The 14,147-nt window shown below is 68.8% G+C and carries 11 protein-coding genes; 7 read left to right on the top strand and 4 right to left on the bottom strand.

Going from position 1 to position 14,147, the window contains the following annotated elements; all coding sequences use genetic code 11:
• Nucleotides 1-237 precede the first annotated feature (237 nt).
• The 7 genes from BLW75_RS21190 to BLW75_RS21160 are packed head-to-tail and all read left to right on the top strand — an operon-like array spanning nucleotide 238 to nucleotide 9,768.
• Nucleotides 238-2,406, top strand: a complete 2,169-nt coding sequence (locus BLW75_RS21190) for a bi-domain-containing oxidoreductase (protein ID WP_034310747.1) — start codon at nucleotides 238-240, stop codon at nucleotides 2,404-2,406.
• A complete protein-coding gene (locus BLW75_RS21185; protein WP_034310749.1) occupies nucleotides 2,406-4,337 on the top strand; it encodes a heparinase II/III family protein in 1,932 nt (643 codons plus the stop codon). The genes BLW75_RS21190 and BLW75_RS21185 overlap by 1 nt, the downstream gene beginning before the upstream one ends.
• Nucleotides 4,334-5,866: a right-handed parallel beta-helix repeat-containing protein gene (locus BLW75_RS21180; protein WP_034310750.1), complete on the top strand. Its 1,533-nt coding sequence runs from the start codon at nucleotides 4,334-4,336 to the stop codon at nucleotides 5,864-5,866. Before BLW75_RS21185 ends, BLW75_RS21180 begins: the two co-directional genes overlap by 4 nt.
• A gap of 1 nt (nucleotide 5,867) precedes the next feature.
• Nucleotides 5,868-7,112, top strand: coding sequence for an O-antigen ligase family protein (locus BLW75_RS21175; RefSeq protein ID WP_395766716.1), 1,245 nt, complete (start codon nucleotides 5,868-5,870; stop codon nucleotides 7,110-7,112).
• Nucleotides 7,109-8,302 carry a glycosyltransferase gene (locus BLW75_RS21170; protein ID WP_034310753.1) on the top strand — a complete coding sequence of 398 codons (1,194 nt, stop codon included), beginning with the start codon at nucleotides 7,109-7,111 and terminating at the stop codon, nucleotides 8,300-8,302. Before BLW75_RS21175 ends, BLW75_RS21170 begins: the two co-directional genes overlap by 4 nt.
• The gene (locus BLW75_RS21165) at nucleotides 8,299-8,925 is read left to right on the top strand and encodes a phosphatase PAP2 family protein (protein WP_034310755.1); all 627 of its coding nucleotides are present in this window, start codon (nucleotides 8,299-8,301) and stop codon (nucleotides 8,923-8,925) included. The genes BLW75_RS21170 and BLW75_RS21165 overlap by 4 nt, the downstream gene beginning before the upstream one ends.
• A gap of 42 nt (nucleotides 8,926-8,967) precedes the next feature.
• A complete protein-coding gene (locus tag BLW75_RS21160; RefSeq protein ID WP_091598012.1) occupies nucleotides 8,968-9,768 on the top strand; it encodes a class I SAM-dependent methyltransferase in 801 nt (266 codons plus the stop codon).
• 250 nt (nucleotides 9,769-10,018) lie between these two features.
• Here the strand turns inward: BLW75_RS21160 and BLW75_RS21155 are convergent, their stop codons facing one another.
• From BLW75_RS21155 to BLW75_RS21140, 4 genes are all read right to left on the bottom strand, one after another.
• The gene (locus BLW75_RS21155) at nucleotides 10,019-10,852 is read right to left on the bottom strand and encodes an IS3 family transposase (protein ID WP_091598007.1); all 834 of its coding nucleotides are present in this window, start codon (nucleotides 10,850-10,852) and stop codon (nucleotides 10,019-10,021) included.
• A 45-nt stretch (nucleotides 10,853-10,897) separates the two neighbouring features.
• On the bottom strand, nucleotides 10,898-11,185 hold the full coding sequence (locus BLW75_RS21150; protein WP_034324161.1) for a transposase: 288 nt from the start codon (nucleotides 11,183-11,185) through the stop codon (nucleotides 10,898-10,900).
• Between the two features lie 122 nt (nucleotides 11,186-11,307).
• Complete coding sequence (locus BLW75_RS21145) at nucleotides 11,308-12,780, bottom strand: right-handed parallel beta-helix repeat-containing protein (protein ID WP_034324163.1); 1,473 nt, start codon at nucleotides 12,778-12,780, stop codon at nucleotides 11,308-11,310.
• A gap of 55 nt (nucleotides 12,781-12,835) precedes the next feature.
• Nucleotides 12,836-14,146: a glutamate-1-semialdehyde 2,1-aminomutase gene (locus tag BLW75_RS21140; protein ID WP_034324166.1), complete on the bottom strand. Its 1,311-nt coding sequence runs from the start codon at nucleotides 14,144-14,146 to the stop codon at nucleotides 12,836-12,838.
• Nucleotide 14,147 lies beyond the last annotated feature (1 nt).

Raw genomic sequence — 14,147 nt, 5'->3', positions numbered from 1 at the left:
TCTAGTGATACGACGCCGATGGGGTTCCTTGCGTGCCTCACGGTCAAGGCGTGTCGGCAGCGCCTGGAGCACGGGTGAAGGGGACTTTCCCCGCATCCGATGCAGCGAAATTCCCCTTCGCGACACCCGGCACCTTTGCCTTGCCCTTCGGCAACCCGAAACGCCACTCACGAACACCTGTACCGACGCGGTACCGCAGCCGTCACACCACTTGCCTTATCCATCACTAGGAGCGACGTGAAGCAGGTAGTGCAGAACTACAAGAGCGGGGAGCTGGCGCTCCTCGACGTCGAAGTGCCCGCGTGCAAACCGGGGGGTGTGCTGGTGCGCACCGCCTATTCGCTGATCTCCACCGGCACCGAGATGATGAAGGTGTCCGAGGCGAGCCTTTCGCTGGTGGGCAAGGCGAAGGCCCGGCCGGATCAGGTCGCGAAGGTGATGCAGAGCGTCGCGACGAACGGGCTGGGCGCCACGTACCGCAAGGCGATGAACAAACTCGACTCGTACACACCGCTGGGGTACTCGCTGTGCGGCGTCGTCGAGGAGGTCGGCGCGGGCATCGACGACGTCGCCGTCGGCGATCACGTGGCGTGCGCGGGGAACGAGCACGCGCTGCACGCGGAACTGAACTGGGTGCCCAAGAACCTCTACACCAAGGTGCCCGACGGCGTCGACCCGCGGCACGCCGCGTTCGGCACGGTCGGCTCGATCGCGATGCAGGGGGTCCGCCAGGGCGAACCGCAGATCGGCGACATCGCGCTGGTCATCGGGCTCGGGCTGATCGGCCAGCTGGTCGTGCAGTTGCTGGTCGCCGCCGGGGTCCGTGTGGTCGGCGTCGACCCGGATCCGGCGCGGTGCGCGCTCGCCGAACGGCTCGGGGCGCTGAAATGCGGGGATCCCGGCTCCGGTGTCATCGACACCGCGGTCGCGGAGATCAGCTCCGGGCACGGCGTCGACCAGGTGTACCTCGCCGCGGGCGGCAGCACGAACGAGCCGGTGGAGCTGGCCGCGAAGCTGGCCCGCGATCGCGGCCGGGTGATCGACATCGGCAAGTGCTCGCTGAACCTGCCGTGGAACGCCTACTACGAAAAGGAACTCGACGTCCGGTTCTCCCGTTCGTACGGCCCCGGCCGCTACGACCCGGAGTACGAACTCGAAGGCCGCGACTACCCGATCGGCCAGGTCCGCTGGACCGAGCGCCGCAACCTGGAATGCGTCGTCGACCTGATGGGCAGCGGCCGTCTCGACGTCGAGCCGCTGATCTCGCACGTCTCGGCCTTCTCCGACGCCGTCGAGACCTACCGGAAGCTGAACGAGGGCGAACTCAAGGCCGTCGCGGTGCTGTTCGAGTACGAGAAGCGCGCCGCCACCACCACCGAGCCCGTCACCGCGGTTTCGCTGCCCAAGCCCGTCACGAGCCGCGCGGTGCCGAAGCTCGACAGCTTGCGGATCGGCTTCATCGGTGCCGGCAACTACGCGTCCTCGATGCTTCTCCCGCATCTCGTGGAGATGGAGTACCTCGACCTCTTCGAAGTCGTCACCACGTCCGCGCTCTCGGGCGCGAACGCCAAGCGCAAGTTCGGCTTCGCCCGCGCCTCCACCGACGTCGACGCGATGCTCGAAGACGACTCGATCCACGCCGTGTTCATCGTGACCAGGCACAGCTCACACGCCGAACTGACCAGGCGCGCGCTGCTCGCGGGCAAGGCCGTCTTCGTGGAGAAACCGCTCGCGCTGTCGGAGAAGGAACTGGAGATCGTGCTCGGCGCGATCGAGGAATCCGGCAACGACCGGCTGCAGGTCGGCTTCAACCGCCGGTTCGCCCCGCTGCTGAACGAGTCGGTGCGCCAGTTCGGCCCGCGGATCGGCCCGGCTTCCGTGCGGTACCTGGTCAACGCCGGGCAGCTCGACGCGAACAGCTGGTACAACCAGGCCGACAGCGAGGGCTCGCGGTTCGCGGGTGAGGGCGGCCACTTCATCGACACGGTCAGCTGGCTGGTGGGCTCCGACCCGGTCTCCGTGTATGCCACCGCGACGCCCGGGCACCAGGACCTCCAGATCCTGCTGCGCTACCCGGACGGCTCGACCGCGTCGATCGCGTACACCACCAGCGGTTCATCGGCGTTTCCCAAGGAGACGATCGATCTCACCGCCGACGGCAAGGTGCTGAAGTTCGACGACTTCGCGCGCGCGTCGGTGTTCGGCCGCAAGAAGTGGGCGAGCTCGCGCATCCCCAAGGGCCGGGACAAGGGGCAGGCGGCCGAACTCGAAGCGTTCGTCGACGCGCTGAGCACCGGTGTCGCGATGCCGGTCTCGGTCGAGTCGCTCGTTTCGACGACGCTGGCCACGCTCGCGGTCAACCGCAGCCTGGAGACCGGGATGCCGGTCCGGATCGGACTCGGCTGATGGATCCCTCCTGGTACCTCCGAAGACTGTCGCGGATGGGGCCGGCCGAGATCGCCGGCCGGGTGACCGACGTCGTGCGCAAACGCCAGTGGCGCGGGGTCGCGGGGGAGAAGCCCGCCTGGCTGCCGGAGCGCCGGTTCGTGACGGCGCCCGGTGAAGACGTCCTCGCCGCCGTATCGGGTGAAGCCGTCAAGGACCTGCTCGTCACCGCCGACCGGCTGATGGACGGACGCGCCGAGTACTTCGGCGTCGAGCGGGACGACCTCGTCGCCCCGGACTGGTCGTACGACCCGAAGACCGGCCGCCGCGCGCCGTCCGACGTGTACTCCTTCGACATCCCTTACCGGAGCGAGGACGCCGTCGGCGACATCAAGCAGATCTGGGAGCCGTCGCGGCACCAGCACCTCACCGTGCTGGCCGCCGCGTACGCCCTGACCGGCGAGGACCGGTACGCCGAACGCGTCGCCGCGCACCTGAAGTCGTGGTGGGCTTCCAACCCGCCGATGCGCGGGGTGCACTGGGTCAGCGGGATCGAACTCGGCATCCGGCTGCTGTCGTGGGTCTGGGTGCGGCGCCTGCTCGACGGCTGGGCGCAGGCGCCTGCGCTGTTCGAGGACAACCCCGTGGCGCTCGGCCAGATCTGGCACCACCAGCGCTGGCTGACGGCGTTCCCGAGCCGGGGCTCGTCGGCGAACAACCACGTGATCGCCGAAGACGCGGGGCAGCTCGCCGCAGCCTGCGCGTTCGCCTGGTTCCCGGAATCCGCCCGCTGGCGGGACACGGCACTCGCGTCACTCGACAAGATGTTGCGGCACAACACCTTCGACTCCGGGCTCAACCGGGAACTCGCCACCGAGTACCACGGGCTCGTGCTGGAACTGGGGCTCGCCGGGGCGCTGGAGGCGAAGTCCGCCGGGGTCGCGGTGCCCGAGTCGACCTGGCTCGTGCTGCTCCGGATGACCGACGCTCTGGCGTCCATTGTGGACAACCGGCTGCGTCCGCCGAGGCAGGGTGACGCGGACGACGGCTTCGGGCTCATCGTCGATGGTGCCGAGACGAGCCGCTGGGCGTCGCTGCTCGACACCGGATCCGTCCTTTTCGGACGTTTGGACTGGTGGCCGGAGACACCGGGCGGGGACGTTCGCACGCAGCTCTTCTCCGCGCTGGCCAAGGACATCCGGGTCGGCGCGCGGCGTCCATCACGGCGGCGGGACGACTTCGCCGACGCCGGGATGACCATCCTGCGGGACGGCGCGATCTGGTGCCGTTGCGACGGCGGGCCGCACGGCTTCCTGTCCATCGCCGCGCACGCGCACGCGGACGCGCTCTCGGTGGAGGTCCGGCACGACGGCGTCGACATCCTCGCCGACCCCGGGACCTACTGCTACCACGGTGAGCCGAAGTGGCGGTCGTACTTCCGGTCCACGGCCGGGCACAACACGCTCGAACTCGCCGGTACCGACCAGTCCGTCTCCGGTGGCCCGTTCCTGTGGACGAAACACGCCGCGACGACCGTGATCGCGGCGGGCACGCCGTCACGCTGGAGCGCGGAACACGACGGCTACGCGCCGTCGATCCACCGGCGTTCGGTGGAGCTGAACGGCACTGAACTGCGGATTCTCGACGAGGTCCGCGGGGAGACCCGGCCGTGCCGCCTCGCGTTCCACTTCGGCCCGGCCGTCGAGGTCGTCCTCACCGGGGCGACGGCGAAGTTGTCGTGGACGGCCGACGGCCGGGAACGGAGCGCTTCGATGGAACTCCCTTCGCAGCTCAGGTGGTCCGCGCACCGGGGCGAGACCACCCCGCCCCTCGGCTGGTACTCGGCCGGGTTCGGCCGCCGCGAGCCCGCGTGGACGCTGATCGGCGCCGGGACCGCCTCGACCGAGATGACCACGATGCTCACCTTCGACCCCGAAGGACCTCCGTTGTGACGGCTCGACCGCACCGCTTCCGCCGTACCGTCCTGCCGATCCTGCTGGCCGTGACGGCACTGGCCGCCTGCACCTCGGACCCCGCCGACGAGGCGGGCGCACCGCCCGACCCCGGGCGAGCACCATCCGGTGCGGTGGCGCAGGTATGCGGCAAACCGCCGCCGGGTCCGGCGGCGGCACCGGCGGGAGCGGTGACGGTCGATCCGGCCGTCGCGGGCGATCTCGTGGCGAAGACCCGGGCGAGCGGGCCGGGTACGACGTTCTGGCTGGCGTCCGGCACGCACCGGCTCGGCGACGACCGGTTCGACCAGGTCCAGCCGAAGGCCGGGAACGTCTACCTCGGCGCACCGGAAGCCGTTCTCGACGGCCGGAAGATCAACCAGTACGCCTTCTCCGGCAGCGCCGCCGACGTCAAGATCCAGTACCTCACGGTGCGCGGATTCCAGGCCCCGCGCGACGAGGGCGTGGTGAACCACGACTCCGCTCCCGGCTGGATCATCGAGCACAACACGGTGCAGGACAACGAAGGCGCGGGCCTGATGGCGGGCGCGCGGCAGCAGGTGCGGGGGAACTGCCTGCGGAACAACGGGCAGTACGGGATGAACGCCTACGAAGGGGGGAACCGGATCACCGGGCTCGTCGTCGAAGGCAACGAGATCACCGGGAACAACACCGGTGACTGGGAGAAGAAGGTCGACGGTTGCGGCTGCACCGGCGGCGTGAAGTTCTGGGCCGTCGACGGCGCCGACGTCCGCGGCAACTGGGTGCACGCCAACCGCGGGGTCGGGTTGTGGGCCGACACGAACAACAACGACTTCCTGATCGAGGGCAATCTCGTCGAGGGCAACGACAGCACCGGGCTCATGTACGAGACCAGCTACAACGCCGTCATCCGTGGCAACACCCTCCGCCGTAACAACCGCGTGGACGGCAAGACCTTCATCGACCGAGGCGACAGCTTCCCGGTGGCGGCGATCTACATCTCCGAATCCGGCGGCGAACCGAGGGTGAAGGCGCGGACGGACAAGGTGGAGATCGCCGGGAACGTCCTTGAGAACAACTGGAACGGCATCACGCTCTGGGAGAACTCGGACCGGTTCTGCAACAGCCCCGCCAACACCTCGTCCGGGTCGTGCACGAAACTGGTGCCGGACCACGAGACCTGCGCCCGGCCGGCGATCGCGTCCGGCCCGCTGTTCGACGACTGCCGCTGGAAGACCCAGCGCGTCGAGATCCACCACAACCGGTTCGTCCTCGACCCGGCCGTGGCGGGCTGCGAGAACACCTGCGCGCGGATGGCCGTGCTCGCGAACTTCGGCACGTACCCGGACTGGTCGCCGTACCAGGGCGAAGTGGTGCAGCAGGCGATCACCTTCGCCCAAGGCAACAAGTGGCGCGACAACACCTACGTCGGGCCGTGGAACTTCGTCGCCTTCGAACCGAGCCGGAACCTGAGCATCGGAGAATGGCAGGGCGGCCCGTACAACCAGGACGCCGGATCGACCTACAGCCGTCAAGGGGGAGGCTGACATGCGGCCACGGACCCGTTTCCCGCATCTGCCCCGGGGCGAACGTTCCTCGCAGTCGCCGGGCATGCCGAAGGCCGTCGCCCTCGTGTGGGCGCTGCTGATCCTGAACACGCTGGGCTCCACCGGCGCGACGACCGTCATCCCGATCCCGCGTTCGGTGATCCAGCTGGTCACCATGGGCTCGCTCGTGCTGGCGTTCTGCGTCGCCCTGGCGCTGAACGCCCGGCTCCGGATCCGGCCGAGCGCGTACCTGCTGCTGCTCAGCATCCTGGTGGTGCTCAGCCTGATGGCGAGCCTGAACCTCGAAGTCGGGTACGGCGCGCTGTTCCGCTGCTTCCGGTTCGGCTTGTTCGTCAGCACGCTGTGGCTGCTGACCCGCTGGTGGGACGGCGGGATCCGGCTCGTGCGGCACCACATCCGGACCTACTCGGTCGTGCTGCTGACGGTCGTCATCGGGCTGGCCGCGTCACCGGGGATCGCGCTGGCCGAGGAGTACGGCGGACGGCTGACCGGCACCATCTGGCCGCTGACCCCGCCGCAGGTCGGGCAGTACTCGGCGGTGGTCATCGGGCTCACGCTGCTGCTGTGGCTCGGCGGTGAGCTCGACCGGGTGAACGCGCTGATCGTCATCGTCCCCTCGACCGGCATCCTGCTGCTGACCCACACCCGCACCGCCACGCTCGGCCTGGTCGCCGGCGTGCTGATCGCGCTGCTCTCCCTCTGGATGTCCAGCGCGCGGGCCAGGAAGGTGTTCGCCGGGGTCGCGCTGATCGGCGCGGTGTCCGCCGTCGTCCTCGGTTCGCTGGTGCAGGCGTGGTTCCTGCGCGGCCAGAGCTCGGAGAACTTCTCCAGCCTCACCGGCCGCGCGAAGGTGTGGGACGCGCTGCTGTCCGACCCGCGCACCCTCGGCGAGTACGTGTTCGGTGTCGGGCTGACGAACAAGTCCTACATCGGCCTGCCCATCGACAACAGCTGGCTCGCGGTCTACCACGAACAGGGCTACGTCGGGATCGCGATCGTCGCGGCCTTCATGCTGGTGCTGATCGTGGTCGCCGCGCTACGGCCACCGTCGCTGGCCAGGGCGTGCGCGATCTTCCTGATCACCTACTGCGTTTCGGCGTCCTACACCGAGGCGGGTCTCGGTGACGCGTCGCCGTACCTGCTGCATCTGGCGCTGGCGGCGTCGCTGCTGGTGCGGGTGCCTGTCACCGAGAAGAATTTCGTCCCGGCCAAGGAGCCTGTGTGAAGGTCCTCGTGGTCCACAACCGTTACCGGTCCGAGCAGCCGAGCGGGGAGAACAACGTCGTCGATCAGGAGGTCGCCTTGCTCGCGGCCGCCGGGCACGACGTCGGCCTGTTCGAACGGCGCAGCGACGACATCTCCGCGATGTCGTTGCCGCGCAAGGCCGTCGTCCCGCTCCAGGTGCCGTGGAACCGGGCGGTGCGCGCCGATCTCGTCCGACGGCTGACCGAAGACCGGCCGGACGTCGTCCACGTCCACAACACGTTCCCGCTGCTGTCGCCGTCGGTGCTGGCGGCGTGCGCGGACGCGCGCGTGCCCGTCGTCGCGACCGTGCACAACTACACCCTGATCTGCCCGCCGGGCACGCTGTACCGCGACGGGCACGTGTGCACGGACTGCGTCGGCCGGACACCGGTGCCCGCGGTGCGGCACGGCTGCTATCGCGGATCGGCGCTCGCGACCGTGCCGATGGCGGCGAGCCTGATGCTCAACCGGCGCCGCTGGTGGTCCGGGGTGTCCCGGTTCTTCTGCATCTCACGGGCGCAACGCGAGGTGCTGGTCGCCGCCGGAATGCCCGCCGAACGGCTGGCGGTGAAGTACAACTTCGTCACCGATCCCGGCATCCGGCGCTCCGGTACCGGCGAGCACGTGCTGTTCCTCGGCCGGATCACCGCGGAGAAGGGGATCGGCCTGCTCATGGCGGCCTGGGACCGGATCGCCGCGGCCGGTGGGCTCGGCATGCCGCTGGTGATCGCGGGTACCGGCCCGATGCAGGACGAAGTCGCGCGCTGGGCGGAAGGCCGCGACGACGTCCGCTACGAAGGGCTGCGGAGCAAGGCGGAATGCGCCGGACTGGTCACTCGCGCGGCGGTGGCGGTGGCGCCGTCGGAATGGCTGGAGACGTTCGGACTGGTGGTCGTCGAGGCGATGGCCGCCGGGGTCCCGACCGTCGCGGCCGCGCACGGCGCGTTCCGCGAACTGGTCGAGGACGGCGTGACCGGACTGCTGCACGAACCCGGCGACGCCGAGTCGCTGGCGCGGCGGCTGCGGGAGGTCGTCGGTGACGACGGCCGGAACCGCGAACTCGGCTTGGCGGCACGGCTGGTCTACGAGCAGGAATTCACCCCGGAAGTGGGGCTGGAGCGGCTGATCGGCGGTTACCAGGACGCGATCGGGCGGGTGGCCGCGGAGTGAACCCGGCCCTGCCGCCGGCGCTCCGCCCGGCCGCGTTCGTCCTGGCCGTCGCCGGTGGCCTCGGTGCTCTGGTGCTGGGCCTGGTCTACGCCGGGACCTCCGGGCCGACCGGGCCGGACGCGACGCTGGTCGACGCGCTCGCCTGGTCCGGCGACCCCTGGTGGACGATCGCGACGGTGATCGACTTCGTCGGCGAACCGGTCGGCGCGATCGTCACCATGGCCGTGTTCCTCGGCCTGTGCTGGTATTCGCGACGGCCGCGCACCGCCGTCACCGGGGTGGTGGCCGTTCTGCTCACCGTCGGGCTGACGAGCGGGCTGAAACCGGTCACCGGCCGGTACATCCACGGCGAATTCCTGGCGTATCCCAGTGGGCACACCGGTTTCGCCGCCGCGTTGACCTTCACCGCCGCGCTCGGCGTACTCGGCGGCGTTCGGCGCGGTCCGGCGTCGGTGCTGCTGGTCGTCGCGGTCGTCGTCGCCGGGGCCGCGATGGGCTGGGCCGAGGTAACAATGGGCGCGCACTACCCGACTGACACGCTGGGCGGCCTCGGTGTGGCACTCGCGGTGGTTCCGGTGACCGCACTGCTCATCGACAAAGGAGCGACCCGGCGAACGCAGTGAACGGTATTCCTCGAACACCGCACAGCGAAAGGACGGCTCCCCATGTCCCTCCTCGATGCCGCCAAGAAGATCGCCGCACGGGCGGAGGACCTCGGCCAGCGCGCGCTGGCGACGGTCGGCGCCAAACAGTCCGAGTCCGCCATCTCGGCCGACGCACAGGGCTATTGGAACTCGCCCGGCGAGAAGAGATGGAAGGACAATTCGCACTGGCGCGAGTCCGACACCTTCGACGGCAACGACCTCTGGGCCGAAATCGGGAAACGGCACCTCGACATGTTCGAAGGCGGAGCCCGGCTCGCGGGCTTCGACCGGCCGTGGAATCGCGTGGTCGAATGGGGCTGCGGTGGCGGCGCGAACGCCATCCACTTCGCCCCGCGTGCCCAGGAATTCGTCGGCGTCGACATCTCGGCCGAGACGCTCGCCGAATGCGAGAAGCAGGTCGCCGGCGTCTGTGACACCCCGTTCCAGGCCGTCGAGATCGACGTCGCGAATCCGGAAGCCGCGCTCTCGGTGGTGAAGGAACCCTGCGACGTCTATGTGAGCTTCTACGTTTTCGAGCTGATCCCGACGCCGGAATACGGCGAACGCCTGCTGCGCATCGCACGGGAACTGCTCGTCCCCGGCGGGCTCGCGCTGATCCAGGTCAAGTACGACCCCGGCACCTGGCGGACCCGGCCGCGCCGTCGTTCGTACCGCTCGGGGCTGGCGGCGATGACGACCTACCGCGTCGACGCCTTCTGGCAGCTGGCGGAGCGGTGCGGGTTCACGCCCCAGGCGATCCAGCTGATGCCGAAGAACGAGCTGGACGAGCGCTACGCCTACTTCTTCCTGACGAAGCCCTGACTTCCGCATTCAGCCGACCAATCGCGTGACCGAAAGCGTAACTCACGTGATCAGACGGACGACACGCGTGATTGCACGGACGACACGCGTGATTGCACGGACGACACGCGAACGCGGGAGTGACCACCGAGAGTCGGCCGCCTGATCACGTGTGTCGTCCCTCCAAACACGCGTGTCGTCCGTCTGATCACGTGTGTCGTCCGTCCAAGCACGCGAGTGGAGTTGCCCCCGGATGGCGGACACGGGGTTTTCACGCGGCTTGTTGGTGACTGTAGCTGGTTCGGGTTTCGTGGGGCGTGCGGTGGCCGAGTGTCGAATGTAGACGGTTGTGGTTGTAGTAGTGGAGGTAGCGGTATAGGTCGTGTCGTGCCTGGTGGCGGGTGCGCCAGATGGTGGTGCCGATCTCGGTTTTGAGGGTGGCGAAGAACGCTTCGGCGACGGCGTTGTCGTAGCAGGACCCGGTCCGTCCGATCGAGGGCCGGATCCGGTGTTCGGTGAGCGCGGCGCGGAATTGGCCGGAGGTGTATTGGACGCCGCGGTCGGAGTGGAACACCGCGTCGGGGCGGATCCGGCCGCGTGCGGTGGCCAGGGTGATCGCGTCGCAGACCAGGTCTGTGCGCAGGTGATCGCCCATCGCGTGACCGACGATCTCGCGGTTGTGCAGATCGATCACCGTGGCCAGGTAAAGCCAGCCCTGGAACGTGGGCAGGTAGGTGATGTCCCCGACGAACCGACGGCCAGGATGCTCGGCGGTGAAATCACGGCGGATCACGTCCGCCACCGGTGTCACCGCAGCAGCGGCGGGTTTGGTCAGGCTCCGGCGTTTGCGGCGGGTGATCCCGGCCAGGCCCTGCTCCCGCATCAGCCGCTCGACTCGTTTGTGGTTCACCACGTGTCCGCGGCGGCGCAGCTCCGCGGTGATCCGGGGCTGCCCATAGGCGCCCCGGTGCTGCGTGTGGATCGAGGCGATCACCGCTATCAGCTCCCGCTCCTGTTCCGCCGCGGCCTCCCGGGCCGCCTCGGCGGCGGCCCACTCGTGGAAGCCCTGCCGGCGCAGACCCAGGACCTGGCATAGCCGCTTCACGCCGAACTCGGGCGCGATGCTCGGAGATGAACCGGTAGCGGTAGATCATCGATCCATCTCTTTGGCAAAATAAGCGGCTGCTTTGCGCAGGATCTCCTTCTCTTTCTGCAGCTCAGCGACTTGTTTCCGCAGTCGTTGGACCTCGTCGGTGACCGCGGGATCCTCCACCGGCCCGACTTCCACGGCTTGGTTGGCGGTATTCACCCACGACCGCAGGGTCTCGTGATTGACACCCAGCTCACGAGCGATCTGACGCAACGGCCTGTCACTCGTGTTGACCAGCTCGATCGCGTCACGACGGAACTGCTCCGGATACTTCGACCTGCGAGACACCAGGACATCCTCCCTCCAGACCAACGTCTGGAATCAAGGTGTCCGCTCCCAGGGGGCAACTCCACGAGTTGCGTCTTCAAGCACGCGAGTTACGGCTCCGATCACGCGAGTCGCGCCTTCGGTCACCGGGCCGGGCAGCCGCCGCCGGCGCCGTCGAAGGTGCTGCAAGGGTCCTGCCGGTAAGGAGCCGCCTGCCAGGCGGTCACGTCCAGCGACCGCGACGCGTCATGCGCCACGAACGACCAATGCCCGACGTAGGTGTTCGAGAACCACTCGTTGTCCTGATGGAACGTCACCGCCTCGGACACGACGTTGCCCCGATAGGGCGACCAGGACGGATAAGTGCCGTAGTTCGCCAGCACCGCCATCCGCCCGCACAGCCCGGTGCAGTCGGGCGCGCTTCGGAAGACGTTGTCGTGCACGTTGACCCGCTGGGTCTTCCATCGGCAGTCGTCGTACGCCGGTGGCAGCGCGATCGATTCGGGCGCGCAGTCCGACGGCGAGGCGACGACCCGGGTGCAGGTTCCGGTCGAGGTGTTCGAGGGGCTGTTGCAGAACCGGTCGGCGTTCTCCCACAGCGTCAGGCCGCCCCAGTTGTCCTCGAACTCGTTCTCCGCGATCTCGATCATGTCGGTCCGCGCCCAGATCCGCGGCTCTCCACCGGACTCGCTCAGATACACCGCGGAGATCGGGAAGTTGTTGCCCCGCGCGGCGAAATCGCGTCCCAGCACCAGGGCGTTGCGGCGGAAGGTGTTGCTGCGGATGATGAGGTTGTAGCTGATCTCGTAGAAGAGCGCCTCGGCGTCGTTGTCCTCGATCGTGTTGTCTTCGATGATGAAGTCGTTGTTGTTCGTATCCGCCCAGAGCCCGGCGCCGTGGTTGTGGTGCACCCAGTTTCCCCGGATGTCCGCGCCGTCGACGGCCCAGAACTTCGCCCCGCCGCTGCATCCGCAGCCGGGCTGCTTCTTCTCCCAGTCTTCGGTGTTGTTCCAGGCGATCTCGTTGCCCTCCACCACGAGCCCGGTGATGCCGCCGCCCGCGCGGTAGGCGTTGATCCCGTACTGCCCGTTCTTCCGCAGGCAGTTCCCGAGGACCTCTTGCCGCGGCCCGGCCATCATCGCCGCGCCGCGGTTGTGCTCGATGACGTTGCCCTCGATCACCCAGTGCTCACCGGAATCGTGGTTCACCACGCCCTGGTCCTGCTGTGCGACGAAGCCGCGGATCGTCAGCCCGCGGATCACGACGTCCTTGGCGTGCTGGGTGAACGCCGCCCGGTTGATGCCGCGGCCGTCCAGAACCGCGCCGGGTGCGCCGATGTAGACGTTGCCGTCCTTCGGGATCACCTGGCTGTATGGGTCGTCGGCGAGGATATGCGTCCCGGTGCTGAGCCAGAACGTCGTCCCCGGCGGATGCGCGGAGGTCTCGATCGCGAGGTGTTCGCCGGGATCGACGACGACGGCGTTGTCCGGCTTCGGGAAACTCGCCGGCCCGGACGCGCAGACGGCCGGCGCCTCGGCCGCCGATGCCACAGCGGTGAAGGAGCCGGCCGTCAGGACCACCGACAGCGTGAGCGCCGTCGTTCTTGCCCAAGTCATGGGTTTCAAGGTAAGTCACCGCGCAGCACACCGGATGGACACGAAAGTGTGGTCATCACGCGAACCTCCGGAACACCGGTTTCACCGGACGGCCGCCCGTCCACGGCGTCGGGTCCTGGAATTCGAGGGCCTTCCGGTACGTGGTGCAGGCCCGGGAGACGACGTCGATCGTCTTGTCGATGTCGGCCTCGGTCAACCCGGCGCTGACCACGAACGAGGGCCCGATCACCCCGCCGGTGATCAGTTCCCGCAGGAACAGCGTCCGGTACGGCTGCGACGGCTCACCCTTTTCGTCGAGCGTGGCGAAGACCAGGTTGCTCGCCCTGCCGCGCACGAGCACGTGATCGCCGACCCCGGCGCTCGCGGCGACGTCGCGGACCCCGGCGGCGAGCCGGTCGCCCAGGGCGTGCAGCCGCGCGGTGATCCCTTCTTCGGCATAGGTGTCGAAGACGGCGATCGCCGCGGCGAGGGAATGCGTCTCGGCGCCGTGGGTGGTCGAAAGCAGGAAGACCCGTTCGCGGTGATCGCGCAGCCCGCCGAGTTCCATGTACTCCCGTTTGCCCGCCAGCGCCGAGACCGCGAAACCGTTGCCCAGCGCCTTGCCGAACGCCGAGAGATCCGGGCTGACGCCGTACAGCCCCTGCGCCCCGGCGTCCGACCAGCGGAACCCGGTGATCATCTCGTCGAACACCAGCAGACAGCCGTACCGGTCGCACAGGTCGCGCAGACCGGCGAGATACCCAGGAGGCGGCTCGGTCTGGGTCGCGGGTTCCAGGACGAGGCAGGCGACCTCGTGCGTCCGCAGCAGCTCTTCCGTGGCCGCGAGATCGCCGTAGGGGAAGGAAACCGTCAGTTCCGTCGTGTCGCCGGGGATCCCGGCGGACATCGGCGTGGTCCCGATGAACCAGTCGTCGGTCGAGAAGAACGCGTGATCGCGGCAGATCGCCACGAGCGCCCGTCCGGTCGCCGCACGGGCCAGGCGGACGGCGGCCGTGGTCGCGTCCGAGCCGTTCTTCGCGAACTTCACCATCTCCGCGGTCGGCACGGCGGCGAGGAAACGCTCCGCGGCTTCGGCCTCGATGATGGACGGCCGGACGAAGTTGCCGCCCTTCTCGATTTCGGTGCGGACGGCCTCCAGCACCCGCGGGTGCGCGTGCCCGAGGCTGACCGCGCGGAGCCCCGAGCCGTATTCGATGTATTCGTTGCCGTCGACGTCCCACACGTGGCCGGCGAGGCCGCGCGCGATGACCGGCGAGCAGTCGTCGGGGTATTGGTCCTGGCCCTTGGCGTAGGTGTGCGCACCACCGGGGATCGCCCGGTGCAGTCGTTCGTTCGCTTGGTCGGAGCGCGGCAATGGGCGGTTCACG

The organism is Amycolatopsis lurida, from assembly GCF_900105055.1.
Taxonomy (GTDB): domain Bacteria; phylum Actinomycetota; class Actinomycetes; order Mycobacteriales; family Pseudonocardiaceae; genus Amycolatopsis; species Amycolatopsis lurida.
This window is presented reverse-complemented; position numbering and strand designations above follow the sequence as displayed.

Bases quoted from the DNA above. Each gene is read 5' to 3' on its own strand.
- BLW75_RS21185 (WP_034310749.1), top strand. From the start codon at position 2,406: ATGGATCCCTCCTGGTACCTCCGAAGACTGTCGCGGATGGGGCCGGCC.
- BLW75_RS21175 (WP_395766716.1), top strand. From the start codon at position 5,868: ATGCGGCCACGGACCCGTTTCCCGCATCTGCCCCGGGGCGAACGTTCC.
- BLW75_RS21160 (WP_091598012.1), top strand. From the start codon at position 8,968: ATGTCCCTCCTCGATGCCGCCAAGAAGATCGCCGCACGGGCGGAGGAC.
- BLW75_RS21145 (WP_034324163.1), bottom strand. From the start codon at position 12,780: ATGACTTGGGCAAGAACGACGGCGCTCACGCTGTCGGTGGTCCTGACG.